This is a genomic window from Collinsella sp. SGI.184 (genome assembly GCF_050313415.1).
Lineage (GTDB): Bacteria > Actinomycetota > Coriobacteriia > Coriobacteriales > Coriobacteriaceae > Collinsella.
Map to the genome: position 1 here is coordinate 1 of NZ_JBNPLJ010000019.1, position 20859 is coordinate 20859.

The 20859-nt window shown below is 63.6% G+C and carries 13 protein-coding genes; 6 read left to right on the plus strand and 7 right to left on the minus strand.

All coding sequences use genetic code 11. From position 1 onward, the window contains the following. Positions 1–49 precede the first annotated feature (49 nt). The 7 genes from nifJ to dnaX all read right to left on the minus strand — a co-directional run bounded on the left by nifJ (position 50) and on the right by dnaX (position 11639). On the minus strand, positions 50–3589 hold the full coding sequence (gene nifJ, locus ACQRAJ_RS07040; protein ID WP_427748167.1) for a pyruvate:ferredoxin (flavodoxin) oxidoreductase: 3540 nt from the start codon (positions 3587–3589) through the stop codon (positions 50–52). A gap of 476 nt (positions 3590–4065) precedes the next feature. After that, the gene (locus tag ACQRAJ_RS07045) at positions 4066–5004 is read right to left on the minus strand and encodes an FHA domain-containing protein (RefSeq protein WP_154518466.1); all 939 of its coding nucleotides are present in this window, start codon (positions 5002–5004) and stop codon (positions 4066–4068) included. A gap of 3 nt (positions 5005–5007) precedes the next feature. After that, entirely contained in the window at positions 5008–6849 is a 1842-nt protein-coding gene (locus ACQRAJ_RS07050) for a serine/threonine protein kinase (protein WP_427727399.1), read from the minus strand. Continuing rightward, the gene (locus ACQRAJ_RS07055) at positions 6846–7748 is read right to left on the minus strand and encodes a hypothetical protein (protein WP_427727397.1); all 903 of its coding nucleotides are present in this window, start codon (positions 7746–7748) and stop codon (positions 6846–6848) included. Before ACQRAJ_RS07055 ends, ACQRAJ_RS07050 begins: the two co-directional genes overlap by 4 nt. 243 nt (positions 7749–7991) lie before the next feature. Next, positions 7992–8588, minus strand: coding sequence for a recombination mediator RecR (recR, locus tag ACQRAJ_RS07060; RefSeq protein ID WP_099432550.1), 597 nt, complete (start codon positions 8586–8588; stop codon positions 7992–7994). Positions 8589–8601: 13 nt separating this feature from the next. Next, entirely contained in the window at positions 8602–8922 is a 321-nt protein-coding gene (locus tag ACQRAJ_RS07065) for a YbaB/EbfC family nucleoid-associated protein (RefSeq protein WP_427719331.1), read from the minus strand. 221 nt (positions 8923–9143) lie between these two features. After that, on the minus strand, positions 9144–11639 hold the full coding sequence (gene dnaX, locus ACQRAJ_RS07070; RefSeq protein WP_427748168.1) for a DNA polymerase III subunit gamma/tau: 2496 nt from the start codon (positions 11637–11639) through the stop codon (positions 9144–9146). Between the two features lie 115 nt (positions 11640–11754). On the opposite strand from dnaX, the gene ACQRAJ_RS07075 reads away from it, so the two are divergent. From ACQRAJ_RS07075 to ACQRAJ_RS07100, 6 genes are all read left to right on the plus strand, one after another. After that, positions 11755–12480 (plus strand): hypothetical protein, encoded by a 726-nt coding sequence (locus ACQRAJ_RS07075; protein ID WP_427748169.1) that lies wholly within the window; start codon positions 11755–11757, stop codon positions 12478–12480. A 144-nt stretch (positions 12481–12624) separates the two neighbouring features. Beyond that, entirely contained in the window at positions 12625–14478 is a 1854-nt protein-coding gene (locus tag ACQRAJ_RS07080) for a serine/threonine-protein kinase (RefSeq protein ID WP_427748171.1), read from the plus strand. Continuing rightward, the gene (locus tag ACQRAJ_RS07085) at positions 14475–15482 is read left to right on the plus strand and encodes an FhaA domain-containing protein (RefSeq protein ID WP_427727391.1); all 1008 of its coding nucleotides are present in this window, start codon (positions 14475–14477) and stop codon (positions 15480–15482) included. The genes ACQRAJ_RS07080 and ACQRAJ_RS07085 overlap by 4 nt, the downstream gene beginning before the upstream one ends. Positions 15483–15488: 6 nt before the next feature. Next, positions 15489–15905, plus strand: a complete 417-nt coding sequence (locus ACQRAJ_RS07090) for an FHA domain-containing protein (RefSeq protein ID WP_055250779.1) — start codon at positions 15489–15491, stop codon at positions 15903–15905. After that, a complete protein-coding gene (locus ACQRAJ_RS07095; protein WP_427727389.1) occupies positions 15902–17839 on the plus strand; it encodes a Stp1/IreP family PP2C-type Ser/Thr phosphatase in 1938 nt (645 codons plus the stop codon). The genes ACQRAJ_RS07090 and ACQRAJ_RS07095 overlap by 4 nt, the downstream gene beginning before the upstream one ends. Before the next feature lie 16 nt (positions 17840–17855). Next, complete coding sequence (locus tag ACQRAJ_RS07100) at positions 17856–20726, plus strand: FtsW/RodA/SpoVE family cell cycle protein (protein WP_427748173.1); 2871 nt, start codon at positions 17856–17858, stop codon at positions 20724–20726. The last annotated feature ends 133 nt before the right edge of the window (positions 20727–20859 follow it).

Here is a 20859-nt window from a genome sequence, read left to right on the forward strand (position 1 = left end):
ATCCGAGGACGTCCGCGAAGGTTAGCCCTCAGATCCTGCGGTGGGAGACCTAGGCCTCGTTGTACACCGTCTTGAGCTTCAGCAGGTGAGCGTAGCGGTCCATAGCGGCCTGCTCGTTCTCCTTGAAGAGCTCCTCGGCGCGCTCGGGGAAGGAACGCGTCAGCGAAGCGTAACGGGCCTCGTTCATCAGGAACTCCTGATAGCCGCCCGCGGGCTCCTTGGAATCGAGCGAGAACTTCTTGCCGGCAGCAGCCTCGGGGTTGAAGCGGAAGAGGTTCCAGTAACCGCACTCGACAGCCTTCTTCATCTCGGCCTGGCAGTTCTGCATGCCGCCCTTCTTGATGGAGTGCATCTCGCAGGGGCTGTAGCCGATGATGAGGGACGGGCCGTCGTAGGCCTCGGCCTCGTGGATGGCCTTGAGAGTCTGAGCCGGGTTGGCGCCCATGGCGACCTGCGCCACGTAGACGTAACCATAGCTCATAGCGATCTCGGCCAGAGACTTCTTCTTGGTCACCTTGCCGGCAGCGGCGAACTGAGCAACCTGGCCCAGGTTCGAAGCCTTGGAGGCCTGACCGCCGGTGTTGGAGTAGACCTCGGTGTCGAAGACGAAGACGTTGACGTTGTGGCCAGAAGCCAGGACGTGGTCCAGACCACCGAAGCCGATGTCGTAGGCCCAACCGTCGCCACCGAAGATCCAGAAGGACTTCTTGGTGAGGTAAGCCTTGTCGGCGAGGATCGCCTTGGAAGCGTCGCAGCCGCACTTCTCGAGCTCGGCAACGTAGGCGGCAGCAGCAGTCTTGGAGGCCTCGACGTCGTTGACGGAGTCGATCCAAGCCTGACCGGCGGCCTTGAGCTCGTCGGACGGACCGTCAGCGGCGATGAGCTCCTGGGTGGCGGCGATCAGCTTATTCTGGACGGCCTCGTAACCGATGGCCATGCCCAGACCGTGCTCAGCATTGTCCTCGAACAGGGAGTTGTTCCACGCCGGGCCGTGACCGTCCTTGTCCTTGCAGTAAGGAGCGGTGGCAGCGGGGTTGCCCCAAATGGAGGAGCAGCCGGTGGCGTTGGAGATGAACATGCGGTCGCCGGCGACCTGGGTCACCAGACGTGCATAAGCGGTCTCGGCGCAGCCGGCGCAGGAGCCGGAGAACTCCAGGTAGGGCTGCTTAAACTGGCTGCCCTTGACGTTGGCCGCGATGAGCTCCTTCTTCTCGGAGACGTTCTTGACCATGTAGTCCCAAACGGGCTGCTGATCCATCTCCTGCTCGGCGGGAGCCATCTCGAGGGCGCCCTTGGGGCAGACCTTGACGCAGTTGGTGCAGCCCATGCAGTCGAGCGGGGACACGGCCATGGTGAACTTCATGCCCTTGGCCTTGGGACCCATGGCGTCGAGCGTACGGGTAGCCTCGGGCGCGGCAGCAGCCTCGTCCTCGGTCATCGCGAACGGACGGATGGTGGCATGCGGGCACACATAGGCGCACTGGTTGCACTGGATGCACTTGGTCTCGTCCCAGTGAGGAACGACCACGGCGACGCCGCGCTTCTCGTATGCGGAGGCGCCCAGCTCAAACTGGCCGTCGGCGCAATCGACGAAGGCGGAAACGGGCAGGCTGTCGCCATCCATGCGATCGATGGGCTCGAGCAGGTTCTTGACCTGCTGGGCGATAGCGGACTTGGTCTCCTCGGAAAGCTCGACAGGAGCGGCGTCCTCGGCGGTAGCCCAGTCGGCCGGAACCTCGAACTTACGGAAGGCGGTAGCGCCGGCATCGATGGCCTTGTGGTTGGCGTCGACGATGGCCTGGCCCTTCTTCATGTAGGACTTGGTAGCCGCGTCCTTCATGTACTGCAGGGCGTCCTCGGCGGGCAGGACCTTGGCCAGCGCGAAGAAGGCGGACTGGAGCACCGTGTTGGTGCGCTTGCCCATGCCAACCTTGGCGGCCAGGTCGATAGCGTCGATCAGGTAGACGTTGATGTTGTTGTTCGCGATGTAGCGCTTGGCCACGGCGGACATGTGCTCGGCGAACTCCTCGTCGCTCCACTGGCAGTTGACCAGGAAGGTGCCGCCAGGCTTGACGTCGCGGACCATCTTGAAGCCCTTGACGATGTAGCTGGGGTTGTGGCAAGCGACAAAGTCGGCCTTGGTCACGTAGTACGGCGAGCGGATCGGGGAATCACCAAAGCGCAGGTGCGAGACGGTAACGCCGCCGGTCTTCTTGGAGTCGTACTGGAAGTAGGCCTGAACGTACTTGTCGGTGTGGTCGCCGATGATCTTAATCGAGTTCTTGTTGGCGCCGACGGTACCGTCGCCACCCAGACCCCAGAACTTGCACTCGATGGTGCCGGGAGCTGCGGTGTTGGGCGCATCCTCGGCCTCGGGCAGGCTCAGGTTGGTCACGTCATCGACAATGCCGATGGTGAACTCGCGCTTGGGCTCGTCCTTCTTGAGCTCCTCGAAGACGGCAAACGCGGACGCGGGAGGCGTGTCCTTGCTGCCCAGGCCGTAACGGCCGCCGACGACCTTGATACCCGTCTTGCCGGCCTCGTAGAGAGCGGAGACGACGTCCTGGTAGAGCGGCTCGCCGATGGAACCCGGCTCCTTGGTGCGGTCCATGACGGCGATCTTCTGGACGGTCTCGGGGAGAACGTCCACGAAGTGCTTGATGGAGAACGGACGGAACAGGCGAACCTTGACCAGGCCGACCTTCTCACCGTGAGCGTTGAGGTAGTCGATGACTTCCTCGAGCACGTCGCAGAAGGAGCCCATGCACACGACGACGCGATCGGCATCGGGAGCGCCGTAGTAGTTGAACAGGCCGTAATCGGTGCCGAGCTTCTCGTTGATCTTCTTCATGTAGCCCTCGACGACGGCAGGGAGCTCGTCGTAGACCTTGTTGCAGGCCTCGCGGTTCTGGAAGAAGATGTCGCCGTTCTCATGGCTGCCGCGGGTGTGCGGGTGCTCAGGGTTGAGCGCGTGGTCGCGGAAAGCCTGGACGGCGTCCATGTCGCACATCTCGGCAAGATCCTTGTAGTCCCACATGGCGACCTTCTGGATCTCGTGGCTGGTGCGGAAGCCGTCGAAGAAGTTGAGGAACGGGGTCTTACCCTCGATGGCGGCAAGGTGAGCCACCGGCGAGAGGTCCATGACCTCCTGGACGTTGCCCTCGGCGAGCATGGCGAAACCGGTCTGGCGGCAGGCCATGACGTCGGAGTGATCGCCAAAGATGTTCAGGGCGTGGGAAGCGACGCAACGCGCGGAGACGTGGAAGACGCCCGGGAGCTGCTCGCCCGCGATCTTGTACATGTTCGGGATCATCAGGAGCAGGCCCTGAGAAGCCGTGTAGGTGGTGGTCAGAGCACCGGCGCCCAGCGAACCGTGAACGGTACCGGCTGCACCCGCCTCGGACTCCATCTCGACGACCTTGACCGGGGTGCCAAAGATGTTCTTGCGACCCTGGGCCGCCCACTGGTCGACATGGTCGGCCATCGGGCTGGACGGCGTAATGGGATAAATTCCCGCTACCTCGGTGTACGCATACGAAACATATGCGGCCGCCTCGTTGCCGTCCATAGACTTAAACTTACGCGCCATATACCCCTCTCCTCTCATATAGGTATACAGGCCCCGGCGATTACCGGGATGTTGGCGTGATGGGATTTTCGCTGTTGCTTCCAGTCATCTGACAGGCGGACTCAGCAGCAGATACATGGCGTGGAGAGAAGGCATGCCGAGGCGAGGAGGCTGCACGCGCTCCACAGGCCCAGCTACCCGTCTTGCACATGATCGAGCGCCGCAAAGGCCGCATGCCGGATGCTCCCGGGCACGCCCCGGTGATGGGAAGCGCCCGCAACGGAAATCCGCATGCGGGTTTATTGTACCCCGACGTCAAGTGTAATTTCGACAAATATAGGCGGGCGGTAAAGGTTTACCCCGAGCGACCATCAAGGGCAAAAATAATCCTTCCGTCACCGAGGGACCAAATGGCAGTTGCGGTGAAATAGGGACTGTTTTTGCCGGCCGTAGCCTTAAACAGTCCCTATTTCACCGCAACTTATTTGGGAGATGAGTCAGAGGGCGCCGAGGAGGATGGCGTAGGTTGTGGATTCTCCGAGCCTGAGCTCGTCACCGGGGTTCAGCTGAGCGGAGCGGCCGGGCTCGACCTGGGTGCAGACGTTCGTCGCGCCGTTTACCACCACAGTTCCGTTGGTGGACGACAGGTCCTCGACGTACCAGACATTTTGGTCATCGCACCACACGTGGGCATGGCGAGCCGAAACGTCATCGCCCACATCGGTGATATCACCCTCCCCCGTCGCCAGCGCGCCGATCTCGACGCCCTCCTCACTCGGCTGAATCCAGCGCGGGGCGCTCACCACGTAGCCGTTTTGCACGCGCAGCAGTCCCAACGGGTGCGCAGGCGCCGCCTCGTGCTCGCCCGTGACCGTCGAGGTGCTCAGCGAGCGCGGCGTCGACGTGGCGCCGCCACAGGTCGCATGAGCGTAGTCGAGGGCATAGGTCACCGACGAGCGGACATCTGCCGAGCAGCCCACGGCGACAAACAGCACCAGGATGGCCTCGGCGCGCTCGGCGGGCATGAGCTCAGCCGCCTGCGACAGGCGCTCGAGCGCATTGCGATAGAGATTCGTGTCCTGATGGCATTCCTCGAGTGCCCGCACCATGGGCTCGCCAGCGGGGCCGCACACCATGTTGGTCACGGCCGTGGCGTCCATGGGATTGCGGCGGCGCAGGGCCAGCTGCGACATAATGCGCGCGGCCGAGGTGCCGTAATCGGCAAAATAACGTTCCTGCAGCGTGCCGACCGGCGCGCGCACGATAAAGCGCGAAACCCAAGAGCGATCGGCAGCACGGCTCTGCGGACTACGGCCGTCGACGAGCGGGCGGCTCGAGAGTACCAGGCCGCACAGTTCGATATGGCTCAGGTGCGCTGCGCGCTTAAAGATGTCAAACATTGCCCCGCACGGGGTGAGCTCAGCTTGAGAAGCCATGGCTTAGCCCTCCTTGGTCGCAGAGATAGTGTCGGATACTTCGGCCGGCCCGCCAAAGGCGCGAGCAGCCGCGGCTCCGCCGGCAAGCGGCGTCGCCATGGAAATTTTCGCACGTCGCGCTGACACGACGGGAAGCTCAAAGGCAAACCCCATCGCCAGCAAAAACCACGTGAGCGCATAGGTTGCAATTAAGGCGGCAACGAAGCCGCTCGCTACGGCGCGCTGGGAAAACACGGTGCATGCAACCGCGATCAGCACCGGAACCTCGCAGGCAGAAAGCGCCAGTACGCCTTGCAGGAACCCCGTGCGACGATCGTGTGCCATGGCGCCGGCAGCGATGCCCACCATGCCCGGCGGTGCCAACGCCAGTGCGGCGATAATGGCCGGCAGCTTCCCGGACCACATAAGCGGTCCTACGACGAGCGTCACATGGGCGCCCGACGCCAACAGCGCAGCTGATACCACGACCACAGCCCAAAGCACGCCGCATACCGCCGTCGCACCAACCATCGCCGCACGCCGGGCCGTGTGCCCCGATACCTCCATCGGGCACGGCATGAGCGGCTCGGCCCGAAGCGAGCGGGCGACATTTTGCGCATAGTGGTCGCAAAATGCCGAGAGCGCCGCCTCCACCGCAGCCGGCTCGGGACGATCTTCCTGATGGCAGGACAGGCAGGCCATGACCACGTCGAACAACTGGGCATCGACAAACGCCAGCGCATCGCGCAGATCCTCGGAATTTGGATCGAGTCCCAGCTGCTGAGCCTGTTCGGCCGCGGCAAGTGCCACATCGGGCTCGCGTCGCAGCAGTTGCGTCAAGTCGCAGCCGGGCGCGTGGGCGCCAACGGGATAATCGGGCAGCGTATCCATCTTGAGGCGATAAGGGCTGGCGATATCGCACGTCTTTTTGCGCGAGCCCGAAGTACCCGACGCACCCGGCGCTACTTCGTACGGCGCGACACCGGCGATGAGCTCGTAGACCGTACTCGCCGCTGCATACACATCGATTGCCGGCGACATGCGAAGCATGCGCAGGTCGGGGATATCGTCGGTGAGCATCTCGGGCGGGGCGTAGGCCACCGTCGCGCGGCGCAACGTGGCATAGCGCTCGGTAAACGACGCCTTGCCGCCGGTGCCGGCCACCGCAGAGGCGGGCTCGAGCGCCAGCGAAGAGCCAAAGTCGATCAAGCACAGGTCGAAGGTGCCTTCGGCAAGCTGTCGGTCGAGCGGCAGGCGCGCCGTGCGCACCATAATATTAGCGGGCGAGATATCGCGATGGACGAACCCCTCGCCTACCAAGCTCATGCGGCAGAGCAGATCGAACAGGTCGCGACCCAGGCGCGCCGCCAGGAGCGGCGACAGACGCCCGGCATCGTCCACGGCAAGGCGCGAGCGCAGGCGAGCGAGCGTCTCGCCCTCGACCCACTCCATGACAATCGCGGGCACGCCGTCAACCTCGCCCCATCCATACAGGCGGGGAAAGCCTCTAAGGCCCGAAAGGGCGCGATGGCATTCATATTCCTCGCGAAACGCCGCCTTGAACTTGGTGACCAGCGCCTCGTGGGCGACATCGTCATCAAATTCGTCGCGCGTTGGTAAGATGAGCTGCTTGAGTGCCACGGCCTCGCCCTGCGCGTTGACGGCACGCGTCACACGGCCGATACCGCCGCGGCGCATGGTGGCGTCATCGGCAAACAGCATCGTAAAACGGCGCAGGTAGGCGGGAAGCTCGTCCGGGCCCAGCGCAATGGCGGGCTCAAACCCTCCAACGCGCGCCAGGCGCAGGCCCACCATGGGATCACGGCTGAGCGACTGGGTTGCCACAGAAGCAAGGCTATTCGTCATAGGGCGATCGCCGCCACTTTGGTATTGAAGTTGTTGAGCGCGACGTCGTCATCGCCATAATGCCCCACCCATTGGCACAGATTGGTGTAGCAACCCCATAGGTTGGCGTATTGCTGATACCACTTTGACTTGGGAGAAAACGTTTGCCGGCCAAACTCGGCACGGATGACAAACATATCGTTGGCCAGGCTGTCGCACGGTCCGGTATCGCCCGTAGCGTTATAGGTCGAAACCACGCTGTTGGCGCGGGCGACATAGCCATCGAGCATGTTGTATTTGGTCACGAGCCAGCTGTGAATACTCTCCTCCTCGGCAGCCGAGAGACCACCCGAGCCCGTGTCGCCGCCGGCACCGCCGTCCGTCGAGCCATCACTCGAAGATCCACCGCCAGAGGCGGAGCCCGAACCGGAACCGCCGCCCGACGAATCGGAGCTGGAGCCAGACGAACCCGAACCGCCGGGCTGGCCTGCCTGTTGGGCGTCCTGCCCCTTCTGCTGCTCGGCCTTATTGACGACAGAAGCCACACTGTTGTTGGAAAGCTTCGTAATGACCTTGGTGTTGGTGAGCACGATGGTCTTGCCGTTTGCCAGCGTGACCTCGTTGTCCGATGTTTCTGGACTGTCCGCATCGTCGCCACCGAACACAACATGCGAGACCACGCTCGCCCACGCATATCCGGTTGTCGTTCCCAAGTCGCTTTTGGCCTTGCGCCCAATATGCAGCTCGCGCGCAGCATGCGCCTGTACCATGGACGGCACCGTCATGCCATAAGCCGAAACACCGGCTATGACCAGCACGAGCGAGCAAGACAGCAGCACGTACGCCCGAGGCGCCAGGCCCAGCCGGCGTCGAATGCGCACCGCGGCGCCATGCTTTGTCTGAGTGCTAGCGGGCCGCATGCGTTCTCCTCCAACAAAAACACGCCGCTTAAAAGCGGCGCATTCTTTCATATCCACATTTGAGTGTATCAGCGAACCCAAAAGGTTGTGCAACGAATGGGCAAATACGAGGTGCGAGTGGACCCATCCACGCGATAAGCGGATGAAAAGCAGGTTTGTTGTACAACAAATGCATGAACGCGTGCCCAATTATGAGCGCCCCGTGCGGCAGGCCGACGGGACATGCCGCGGAGCTGACGCCGCCTAGATCGCACGACGGGCCTCGATAGCACGGCCGAGCGTAAGCTCGTCAGCATACTCCAGGTCGCCTCCCACGGGCAGGCCGCTCGCCAGACGCGACACCTCGACGCCCAGAGGCTTGATGGTGCGGGCAAGGTAGCTCGCCGTGGTCTCGCCCTCAATGTTGGGGTTGGTGGCGATAATGACCTCGTGGATGTCCTCGTGGCCCAAGCGCGCCAGCAACTCGCGGATGTGCAGCTGCTCGGGGCCGATCTTGTCCATGGGGCTGATCACGCCGCCCAGCACGTGGTAGAGGCCGTGGTAGCTGCCCGTGCGCTCAATCGCCTGGACATCGCGCGGCTCACCCACCACGCAGATGCGGGTGGTGTCGCGCATCGAGTCTTGGCAGATGGAGCACTCGTCAGCGGTGGCGTAATTAAAGCAGCGGCTGCAAAAATGCACTTCCTGCTTAACCTCTAGAATGGCCTCGGCCAGGCGGCGCGCCTCCTCGGCGTCGGCCTCGAGCAGGTAGTAGGCGATGCGCTGGGCCGATTTGGGGCCAATGCCCGGCAGACGGCCCAGCTCATCGAGCAGTTTTTGCAGACTATGGTTGGCACTCATATATGTGCGCGTCTTAGAACGGCATGCCCGGGATGTTGAGGCCGCCGGCGATGGCGCCCATCTGCTTGTTGGCGAGCTCGTTGACGCCGCGGACGGCCTCGTTGACGGCAGCCATAATCATGTCCTGCAGCATATCGACGTCCTCGGGATCGAGCGCATCGGGGTCGATGGTGAGGTTGACGAGCTCCATCTCGCCGTTAACGGTCACCTTGACCATGCCGCCGCCGGCAGAAGCGTCGACGGTCTGGGACTTGAGGTTCTCCTGCGCGGCGGCAAGCTGCTCCTGCATCTTGCGGGCCTGCTTCATCATCTGCTGCATGTTCATACCGGCCATGATGGCTCCTTTACGTGTGGTCGTGCGACAAGCTGCAAGGGCAGCCGGGCACGGCGGGACTTTCAAACTCAAAAATCGTACCACGGCGCGGGGCAAACGAGCGAGGCGGTCGCGCTAACTCAGTCGATGTACATGTCCTCTAGCGTGACGCGCCGCGCAAGACTATGCAAGGTTGAATTATGCAAGGTCTCACAACTCGGCGTATATACCCGCCCGCATAGTTACTCCACCGGCTTGAAGATAGTGGACTGGCCAAAGACACTACGCATGAGGGCTTTGGCCTCGTCCTCGGTCTGCGGGATGCCCGGGGCTGCGCCCTGGTGACCGAAAGGACTGCCGGCACCGGGGTTGGACTCCCAAGGGGCAGCGAGGGCGTCGTCACTTGCAGGAGCGGACGTCGCAGCCGCGGGAGCTGCGGCCGAAGCGGCAGGGCTGGGCGCAGGCGCCGCGGCAGGCATGCCGAACGGAGGAAGATCTTCCCCGTTCGCATCGCCGGCGAAGCCGCCGACCATGGCGTCGTCGTAGGGTACCTGCTCGGATTCCCATGGCGCAGCCTGTACAGACGGCTGAATCTTGGGAGCAGACGCGCACTCGGGCACTCGGGGCGCGGGCTCGGTCGGGAGCTTGCCCGTGGCAGGAGCACCGGCAGGGTTGTCGGAGCGCAGCCAAGGGGCCTTGGCCAGGTCGGATGACTTTGGTGCAGGCGCGGCAGCGGGCTTGGACGCGGGGACCGGAGCAGCCGGTTTGGACACGGCGGGTTCAGTCACCGACGGGATCGGTGCCGCTACCGGTGCCGCTTTTGGCTGCGTCGCGCTGGCGCTCAAGGATGCAGGGGGCGCCGAGGACACGGGTTGCGGGTCCGCAGATGCCGCAGCCCGTGCAGATGGAGAATGCTCCTCATGTTGAGGAGCCGGCCTGACACCCCCATCCAGGACATAGTCGACGGTGCGACGACCGAAGACCGCACTGACTGTCGGCAAAAACACTGCCTGTGTATCAGCACGCCCGAGCATCTTGATAGCAAATGCCGTAGGGAACAAGACCGTGAGCTTAGAACCATCGTCTGCCGTAGCGCGAGCGTTCAACAGGAGAGCCGCATAAGAAGGTTGTTGGGCCTTGACGCGCTCGACGACCTCGGCCCATTTGCGCTGCAGCTCTCCGGCGTTCTCGACCGCAGGGGTCTCGGCGGCGCCGGCGGCAGCGACCTGAGCGGCAGTGTTGGGCTGGGGCTTAGGCGCCGGCGCAGCGGCAGGTGCAGGAGCCGAAGCGGCGGTGGGCTGGGGCATCGGAGCCGGGGCAGGCTGAGGCGCAGGCGCAGCGGGCTTGGGGGCCGGCGCGGGCTGGGCCGCCGGAGCGGCGGCGCCGCGATCCCAGGGCATGCCGCCCTGGCGCGCGGGCGTAGCAGTGGGAGCGGCAGATGCCACAGGGGCAGCAGCTCGGGCACCCGAGATCAGCGTCGGTTGTTGTGTCGCCACAGGTGCAGCCGCGACAGCCGCAGGCGCAGCACTAGCAGCAGCCACGCTCGCCGGCACCGCGGCGTTGGCGACCATGGCCTCCAAGCGTGCCACGCGCTCGGCCAGGGCCTCAATGGTCAGATCGGCCTCGGGACGTGCCAGGCGCGTGCAGGCGATCTCGAGCACCAGGCGCACGTCGCTCGCACCCCTCATCTCCAACGCGGCATCGTCGAGCACTGTCAGCACGCGGGCCAGACGGTCGGCCGGATGCCCGCCAAAGGCAGCGGCCTCGGCAGCAAGCGCCTCAGCCTGCTCGGCCCCGCCCTCAAACAGCTCGGCACGGGTACCGGCAACGCAGGCCACATACACGTCGCGCACGTGCGCCACCAGGTCGCGCGTCAGCTCAAGCAAGTCATTGCCCTCCTCGACCTGTGCGCGAATGAGCCCATAGAGTCCAGCAATATCACGCTCGGCGATGGCGCGGGCAAACTCGCCCAGGATCTGGTCCGAAACCTCGCCCAAAAGCGAGCGGGCATCGTCCGCATGCACGGCGCCGTTGCCAAAAACGCTCAGCTGCTCCAGCGTGGAAAGCGCGTCGCGCATGCCGCCCTTGGCATGGCGCGCCACGATTGCCAGCGCCTCGTCGTCGTAATCGAAGCCCTCCTGCTCGCACACGTAGGACAGGCGATGCTCGATATCCTCGTTGCCGATGCGGTGGAAATCGAAGCGCTGGCAGCGCGAGAGGATGGTCTCCAGAATCTTTTGCGGATCGGTGGTGCACAACACAAAGATCACGTGCGCCGGCGGCTCCTCGAGCGTCTTGAGCAGCGCGTTGAACGCCGCCGTCGTGAGCATATGGACCTCGTCGATGATATAGATCTTGTACTTGCCACGCACCGGGGCAAAGTTAACGGAGTTGATGATCTCCTCGCGCACATTGTCCACGCCCGTACGGCTTGCGGCATCGAGCTCGTAGACATCGGGGTGGTTGCCCTCGGCGATGAGCTCGCACTCTTCGCAAGTGCCGTCGGGCATGCAGCCGCTTGCGCCCTCGGCGCGCGCCGCCTCGGCATTGCGGCATAGCAGCGCCTTGGCCAGAATGCGCGCCATGGTGGTCTTGCCCGTGCCGCGCGGTCCGCAGAACAGGTACGCGTGGGACAGGCGTCCCTCGGTGATGGCGTGCTCGAGCGTCGAGACGATATGCTGCTGGCCCACCACGGAGTCGAAGGTGAGCGGGCGATACTTTCGGTACAACGATTCCATGGGTGCTCCCCCGGGTATACTGAGTTTTGTTGCCGCGACGGCCATGCGGTCGCACGGCATACTGCACTCATAATAACCCGTACGGCGAGCCCGCCGCGATAGGAGTCCAAAGAGCATGGCAGACGCAGAGAGCAACCTCGTTCCCTCCGAAGCAGCCGACCAGGTCGAGGTCGCGCTCGAGAAACAGGCAGCAGCCGACGACGGCATCCTGTACCTCAACGAGTATCAGTACGAAAACGACCTCGTCACCGACTTCGCCCGCTTGGTCGCCTCGCCCAGGCGTCGCGGCTCGCTGTATGTCGCCGCGGCAATTGCCGCGCTGCTCGGCATCGGCATGTTGGTGGCCGGCGGCAACTGGATCAAGTTTGGCGTCGTCCTGATCGTGTTCGGCGCCTTTTTGGCCTGGTGGAGCAAAAACCTGCACCACACGCTCGCCCGCGACTTTATCGACGCCGTCGAGGCCGACAAGTCCATGGGTGGCCGCTATCGCCGCGTCGCCGCCAACGAGGACGGCTTGATGGTATGGGGCAAGAGCGGCAAGTCGCAGTTCTTCCCGTTTGAGAAGCTCGACCACGTACTCGACGGCGAGCGCATCTTTGTTGCCATGTTCGCAGACCAGGGCGTGACGATCCCCAAGGACACCTTTGTTCGCGGCGACGCCGAGCAGTTTGGCTCCTTCCTTAAGGCGCGCATCAACAAAAAGCTCCGCATCGAGACCAAGAAGAAGAAAATGAAGGCCGAGAAGGCTGCAGCCGAGGCCAAGCAGGGAGACAAGGCAGACAAGCCCCAGGACAACAAGGGCAAGCAGTGCTGGCAGAAGAAGGGCAAGAAGAAGCGCTAAGGCCAAGTCAGACAGGCAGCCTCGCATCCCGCTATCCTCCCCATGCACCAGAGCGTGCTACACTAGCAGCATCTATGCCGCCGCGAATGGCTCGGCCCCGCGCCCGCCGCTCGCAAACGAACTTTAAACGCACGAGGGTTGGCCATGCCGCTTTTCTCGCAACATACCGCCCGGTTCTCGCCGGACGTCCCTTTGGAGGGCACCAGCTCTCGCGAGCTGCTCAAGCGGTACCAGCCGCTCGAGACGCTTGCGACCGGCGGTTTTGGCTCCATCGAGATTTGCCGCGACACGCACCTGCGCCGTCGCGTGGCCATTAAGCGCATCCCTCTTATCAACGGCTCCGGCATGCCCGCCAGCGACATCATGGATGTACTGCGCGAGGCACATACCGCCGCCATGCTTCAACATCCCAATATCGTGCAGGTTATCGACTTTACGCATGACACCGCCTATGCCTACCTGGTCATGGAGTATGTCGACGGCATGTCGCTGGCCGAGTTTTTGCATCGCGTGGACGGCCACTCGCTCACCTTTGACGAGGCAGCGACCATTGCCGACGCGTTGGGTCAGGCGCTCACCTTTGCCCATGCAAACGGCGTGCTTCATCTGGACATAAAGCCCGCCAATGTGCTCATTGACCACTCGGGCAATGTAAAGCTCACCGACTTTGGCATGGCGCGGCTGTCATCTGCCGGCGGCTTTGGCGGATCGCGCGGCGGCACCATCGGCTACATGCCGCCCGAACAGCTCGATATCGAGACCGGCACGGTCGACGAGCGCGCCGATGTCTTTGCCCTTGCCTGCGTGATCTACGAGGGCCTGTGCGGCAGCGCCCCCTTTATGGCGGCAACGCCTGCCGACTCGCTCGACCGCATCATCGGCGGCGCCACCTACCCCAGCGAGCTGATCCCGCACTTTCCCCCGGGAGCCGAGGCAGCGCTCATGAGCGCCCTCTCCCCTATGCCGCAAGACCGCCCCGATAGCATCGAGGCATTCTGCGACCAACTCCTTGCCGGCTTGGGGAGCGTGCGCGAAGGCCGTCGCAGCTTGGAGCAGATGGTAAGCGAGCTTTCGGACGACGAGCACGCAACAGACGATATGGAGTCGCTGCCTTACGAGGATAACGCCATCGAGGTCGACCCCGCGCTCGGTTGGGCGGGCACGCGCTGGAGCTGCGCGCGCGATTACACCATGCGCGGTATCTCGGCACTAACGTGTGCAACCTTCAGCTTTTTGCTTATGCAGACAGCGGGCGTCGCGGCGCTTCCCGGGCTGGTCGCCGCGGCCATCGCTATTGGCGCGGCGGCAGGCTTGGCACCGCAGATCGGCTCGGCTATCTCGGCCGTGGGCTTTTTGGTGCTCATGGCCAACGCCACCATGCAGGCGCAGGGCATCCTGTCGATGCTGCCGGTCGCGGTCATTTTTGCCGCCGCCATGTCCGGATGGTGGATTGCCTGGGGACGCACCGAAGCGGCCGCGAGCGCGGCACTCACCTGCGCGCTTGCGCTAGGTTGTCTAACCGGCGACGCCATCCTTGCCGCCGGGGCCGCCGCGGGCTTCGCGGCGTTTTGGCTCGGCCCGGCAAGCGCCGCTGCCGCCACGGGTATAGGCGCGCTTTTTGCCCGCCTGGCCGCAGCTGCCCTCCCTACGGGAGGCGTGCTGGGGCTTGGCAATGTCGCCGCAGCGCTGGGCGACGCGTTCCTCTGGGCCGCCTTCGCACTGATCGCAGCAGCAGCCGCGGCAACGTCGCTGCTGCTCAATGCCCATGCCAAGCGTGCCGAGCAGGGGTCGAACCTCGCCGCCATCGTCGCAATTGCCGTCGCCGGTATCGGCTCGGCCGTATCGTTTTGTCTTGCACACCATATGGAAATTGCCAGCCTTGCGGGCACGGTCGTCGCCAAGGCGGCGGTTGCGGGAATCCTATCCTCTATAATCGTTGGGATATGCCTGTATTTGCTCGGATACCAAAGAACCTATACGGAGAGTGATCTTTCGTGAACTTCCTGAACATCTTCGAGGACCACGTGGCCGGCATCTTCGGTGCCACCCGTGCCCCGTTCTCCTTTAAGAAGCTTGCCAAGCAGGCTGCTCGCGACATGGAGGATCAAACTCTGGTGATCAACGGCGTCAACACCGCGCCGGCGCTCTATACCATCCTGATCGCCACCGATGACGATCCCATGCTTGCCCCGTTCTATCCCGAGCTTTCGCGCGAGGTGCGCGAGTTTGTGAAGGCGCAGGCCGAAAAACGCCGCTACGTCTTTGTCGGCGAGCCCCTTGTTCGCTTTATGATCGACCCTCAGCTGCGCGCCGGCAAGTTCTCGGTCTTTGCCGAGAACGTCGACGCTCCCACGCTCGGCCGTCTGTACGAGGAAGAGCGCGCCTATCAAAATGGCCTGGGACAGAACAGCTCGGCCACAAGCCGTGCCGCAAGCGCCCCCCGCGCCGGTCAGCAGCAGTTTGCATCGCCGCAGCAACACCCGGCCGCCATGCCCCAGCAGCAGCCGACACCCCGCGCTGTCACTCCCGACCCGCTCGCTGTGGCCGACCCCTTTGCACCCAATGTCCCCGATCCCGCAGCCCCCATCCCTGTGCCGCAAACCGTCTCGCGCGACGCACTTGCCGGTATGGGCGGAGCGGCTGCCACTGGCGCCGCCGTGGGCCTTGGCGCTGCGACCAGCATCGCCTCCAACATGGCAAGTCCCCGCGCCCCGCAGCGTCCGCTCGCCCAACTCGTCGACGTCGTGAGCGGCGAGAGCCACAACATCACCTCCGCGCAGGTGACCATCGGTCGTGAGCGCTCGGTATCCGACATCGCCCTGCGCGACCCCAACGTGTCGCGCCGTCATGCCCAGCTCACCTTTACCGGCTCTGACTGGTCGATCGAGGACCTCAACTCCACCAACGGCACGCTCGTCAACAACCGCCGCATCACGCGCTGCCCGCTGCGCAACGGCGATCTGCTAACGTTTGGCCTGAGCACCTTTGAATTTAGGGGTTAATCGCTTATGAACATCGATATCGTCCTTTTTGCAGGCCGCATCGTACTGGTCGTCCTGCTTTATATCTTCTTGTTCGCCGTCATGAAGACCGGCGTGGGGCTCGTGCGCGGCCAGCGCCGCGACTCTGCCATCTGGACGATCGATGTGGACAAGGGCCCGCGCGGCATCCGCGGTATTCACGTGGATATGCTTGGCCCCGTCATCGTCGGTCGTTCGCCGTCATCTGACATCTGCATCAACGAGCCGTTTGTCTCTGCCTCGCATGCGCGTTTTTCGCTGCAGGGCCCGGCACTTATTATCGAGGACCTCAACTCGCTCAACGGCACCCTTGTTAACGGCCGCCAGCTGGTGGAGCCCGCAACGCTGCGCGAGGGCGACGAAGTCCAGATTGGCGACGTGGTCATGAAGGTGAACCGTCGATGATCGACGAGGAGAACAAGTCCGCAACCATGTCCGAGGCACTGGCTGCCCCCGCGGCCGTGCCGGCTCATGCCGCCCCGGCGGGCCCTGCGCCCGTGGAGCCCGAGGACACCGTGTTCTCCCTGCCTCTTTCGCATGTAACGCAAGACCATCCGATGCCCACCGATGGCCAGGATGAAGATAATTCCACCGATGCCCCCATCGGCGCGCACGCCGTTGCCGATCAACCTTCGGCACCGGAAACTACACCTGCGCCGGCCCACTTTGCCGAGTCTGTCGCCGCGGCAATCGATGAGAGTGCCGCGGTGTTTTTGGCCCCCGAGCCCACGGCACCGGTGTTTCCCGTAGTTCCAGCACCCACCGCAGCGCCCGAGCCCGCATCTACACCGGCACCCGCGGCGGCATCCTCCCCCGCGGCCGCATCGGCGCCCGAGGCCGTGCAGCCTACGGCCGAAGAGATGCCCGTCGCAGCGACGGAGGACGCCTCTCAGCCCCACAGCACGCCCGCGCCCGCACACTTCGCGGCACCCGAGCCCGCAGCCGTCGCCCCGCAAGACGAAGAGCCTGCCGACCACACAACCGAAGTGCCCGCCACGTCTAAAGTCGACGACCCGAGCAACGAGGCCAACGCCGTCTCGCCCGGCGACACGGCCGAGATTGATGTCGCCGCCGTGGAGGCCAAGCTCAAGGACCCTGGTTCGACCATGAGTTTTGAGCCGCTGGCCGACGAGCGCATCGAGACCGATTCGACCTACGATGCCGGCACCACCACGCAACTCATGTGGGGCGCCCGCTCCGATGTTGGCTGCGTGCGTCCGCACAACGAGGACTCCTACCTGGTACAGTCGCCGCTCTTTTGCGTGTGCGACGGCATGGGTGGTCACGCCGCCGGCGAGGTAGCCTCCTCCATCGCGGTCGAGACCATCGCCAAGACGGCGCCACAGGCTGCCGACGCCGCGCGCCTAGCCGCAGCCGTCGAAGCTGCCAACGCCGCCGTCATCGAGGCCGCACTCAACGGCCTGGGCAAGCCCGGTATGGGCTGCACGGCGACCTGCGCCTATATCGAAAACGACATGCTCGCCATCGCCCACGTGGGCGACTCGCGCGCCTACCTGCTCCACGAGGGCACGCTCATCCGCGTGACCCGCGACCACTCCTATGTGGAGGAGCTCGTGGACGCTGGCGAAATTACAGCCGATGAGGCGCGCGTCCATCCCAACCGCTCGGTTATCACGCGTGCGCTGGGTTCGGACCCCGCCATGTATGCCGACCACTTTACCCTGCACATCGAAGAGGGCGACCGCCTGATCCTGTGCTCGGACGGCCTTTCGAGCATGATTCCCGATAGCGAAATCGAAAACATCGCCACGCAATCGTCTACGGCGCAGATTTGCGTCGACAACCTGGTAGACGCCGCGCTCGCTGCCGGCGGCCACGACAACGTGACGGTAGTCGTTGTGGACCTGGTCGACGACGGCGTCATGCGCGAGGCGAAGCGCGTTCGCCGCCGCAACGTCACCATTGCCGCCATCCTGGGCATCGCTTTTGTGCTGGCGGCAGCCATCTGGGCCTACGCGGGCGTCACCGGCTCGTATTACCTGGGCACCTACAAGGACACCGTCGCGGTCTACCGGGGCATTCCCGGCAAGCCGCTCGGCCTTAAGCTGCACTGGCTCGAGAGCACGACCGCCATCAAGCTATCCGACCTACCCGAAGACACGCAGAATCGTCTGAAAGCAGGCATTCCGCAAACGAGTGTCGACGACGCGCAGGACACTATCTCCAAGTACCGTCATCAAATCGATGAGGAACAGACCCGCCAGGTGATCGACGCGCAAACGATTCGCGACAACACCGACCAGGAATCGACTTCCAAATCGAATTCCGAAAAAACCGCCGAACAGTCCGCCGAGGCCGAAGCCTCCGATAAGAATTAGAAAGGGAGTGCCGCTTATGAGTCGCCGCAACACCGAAATGCTCTTGCTCATCGCCTCGGCGTTCCCCGTCATCCTGCTGTATGCGATGTACGTGCTCACCGCAGGCGCTTCCATCTCGTTTGAAACGCTCGCCGTGCCGATCGGTCTCTTTGCCGCCTTCGCCGCGGCGCATATCGCCGTGCGCATCCTGGCGCCCGGTGCCGATCCGGCCATCCTGCCCATCGTCTTTGTGCTTTCGGGTATCGGCATCACGTTCGTAACGCGTCTGGCACCCGCCCTCGCCATCTCGCAGCTCGTCATTCTGTTTGTCTCGGTGGCACTGATGGTGGGCACGCTCGCGATGATCAAGAATCTCGATGTGGTCATGCGCTACAAGTACACCTTTGGCATCATCGGCATCATCTTGCTGATGCTGCCCATCTTTATCGGCACCACCATTTCGGGCTCCAAGCTGTGGATTCGCATCGCCGGCTTCACCATCCAGCCCGGCGAGTTCGCCAAGATTTTTATCGTATTGTTCTTGGCCGGATACCTAGCCGAAAACCGCGAGCTACTCTCCATCTCCAATCGTAAGATCTTGGGCCTCAAGGTCCCGCGCCTGCGCCTGCTGCTACCGCTGTTCGCTGTGTGGGGTGTATGCCTTCTGGTCGTTGTCTTCGAGCGCGACTTGGGCTCCGCCGTGCTGTTCTACACCATCTTCTTGCTGATGCTCTACGTCGCCACGGGACGTTTCTCGTATGTCGTCATCGGCCTTGCGCTTTTGGCAGTGGGTGCCGTGGGCGCCTACAAGTTCCTGTCGCATGTCCAGGTACGTTTCCAGATCTGGGCCGACCCCTTTAAGGATGCCCAGGGCCAGGGCTACCAGATTGTGCAATCCCTTTTCTCGTTGGCTGACGGCGGTCTTATCGGCGTTGGCATCGGTAACGGCATGGCCAATAACATCCCCGTCGTCGAGTCCGACTTCATTTTCTCGGCCATCGGCGAGGAAATGGGCCTTTTGGGCGGCGGCGCCGTACTCGTCCTGTTTATGCTCTTTGCCGTGCGAGGCCTGACCACGGCCGCCCGCGCTAAGTCCGACCTTGCCGCATTTAGCGCCACGGGCCTCACGGCCGCCATTAGCTTCCAGGCCTTCTTGATCGTTGGCGGCGTTACCCGCCTGATTCCGCTGACCGGCGTCACCCTGCCCTTTATGAGCCAGGGCGGCTCCTCGCTGCTGGCGAGCTTTATCATTGTCGCGCTTTTGCTGCGCGCCGGCGATGAGGCCACCGGTCGCGAAGCCGAGCTCACCGGTACCGGCACCATGGCCGCTATCTCTGACGACCAGGTCGCTTCTGCCGCGGCGCATGCCGGCACGCGCTTCGCTTCTTCGTCTTCCTACGGCCGTGGCAGCCACTCCACCGGCTCGCGCATGCGTCGTCGCCTGCTCGATACGCCCGAATCTGGCGTGCTCGGCCGCGTGGCGCTCGCCAACCGCCTAACCCGCGCGGTGTTTGCCTTTACGGCCCTGTTCGCCATCCTCATCGGCAACCTCACCTATGTCCAGGTCATCAAGGCCAAGGATTACCAGGATATGCCGACTAACAATCACACCATCGCCCGTTCCAAGTACATCCAGCGCGGCTCCATCATCACGTCCGACGGCGTGACGCTGGCCGAATCGCTGCAACAGGAGGACGGCACCTACGTACGCTCCTACCCTAACGGCAACCTGGCCGCCCATGTGGTTGGCTATGTGAGCCAGCAGTACGGTACCGCCGGCATCGAGAGCGTGATGAACGACACGCTCACCGGTTCCAAGGATTACTCCAGCTGGAACAACGCCATCGCGTCGCTCGCGGGCCAAAACCAGCCGGGCAACACCGCCAAGCTCACCATCGACTCCCGCATCCAGACGGCCGCCGAACAGGCTCTCAAGGGCTTTAAGGGCGCCATTGTGGTCATGGACCCGCGCACTGGCGCGGTGCTCGCATGCGCCAGCTCGCCCACCTACGACAACACCAACATCGACGCCCTGCTGCAATCGGGCGGCGGTGAGGACGGTTCTATGTACGACCGCGCCATGGACGCCCTCTATACTCCGGGCTCCACGTTTAAGGTCGTCACGCTTTCGGCGGCACTCGAGACCGGCACCGCAAGCCTTTCGAGCACTTATCAGGCGCCCGGTTCCATGGATATCGGCAATGCACCGGTCACCAACTCCGCCAATGAGAGCTACGGCACGATTAGCCTGCAGCAGGCCTTTGCCGTGTCGTCCAACGTCGTCTTTGGTCAGGTGGCAAACGAGGTCGGCGCCAGCTCACTCGTACAGTTCGCCAACGCCTTTGGCTATGGCCAAAAGCTCGGTCAGGACCTAACCGCCACGGCGTCCATCATGGCCGACCCCTCGCTCATGACCGAGTGGGAAACCGCCTGGGCCGGCGCCGGCCAGCCCGTCGGCATGGACCACACGCCGGGTCCGCAGACCACCGTCATGCAGAACGCCGTTATTGCGGCGGCCATCGCCAACAGCGGCGTCGTCATGGACCCGTTCTTCGTTGCCCAGGTGCTCGCCCCAGACGGAACCGTGGTCAAGACCACGCAGTCCCGCTCACTGGGCCAGGCCGTCAGCGCCACCACGGCCGAACAGGTCAAACAGGCCATGCTCGACGTCGTTCAATCCGGCACCGGCACCGATGCCCAGATTCCGGGCGTCAAGGTTGCCGGCAAGACCGGCTCTGCCGAGACCGTCGGTACCACCGTCAACTCGATGTTCGTCGGTTTTGCGCCTTACGATTCACCCACGGTCGCCATCTCGGTAGCCTTGGAGGATTACGACAAGCACGACGTCGAGGCGGCAAAGATCGCCGGCATCGTCCTGACCGCGGCGCTTGCCGCCCAGGGAGCGTGATGCCCGTGATTGATGCGCAAGCATGGGGCGTGCCGCGGCCGATAACGCTAGCGGCAATGCGCCACACGGCCCCAGCGGCCTCAAATTTGGTACTACACACATCGTTGAGCGAATAGTCATGTTAGGAGCAGGA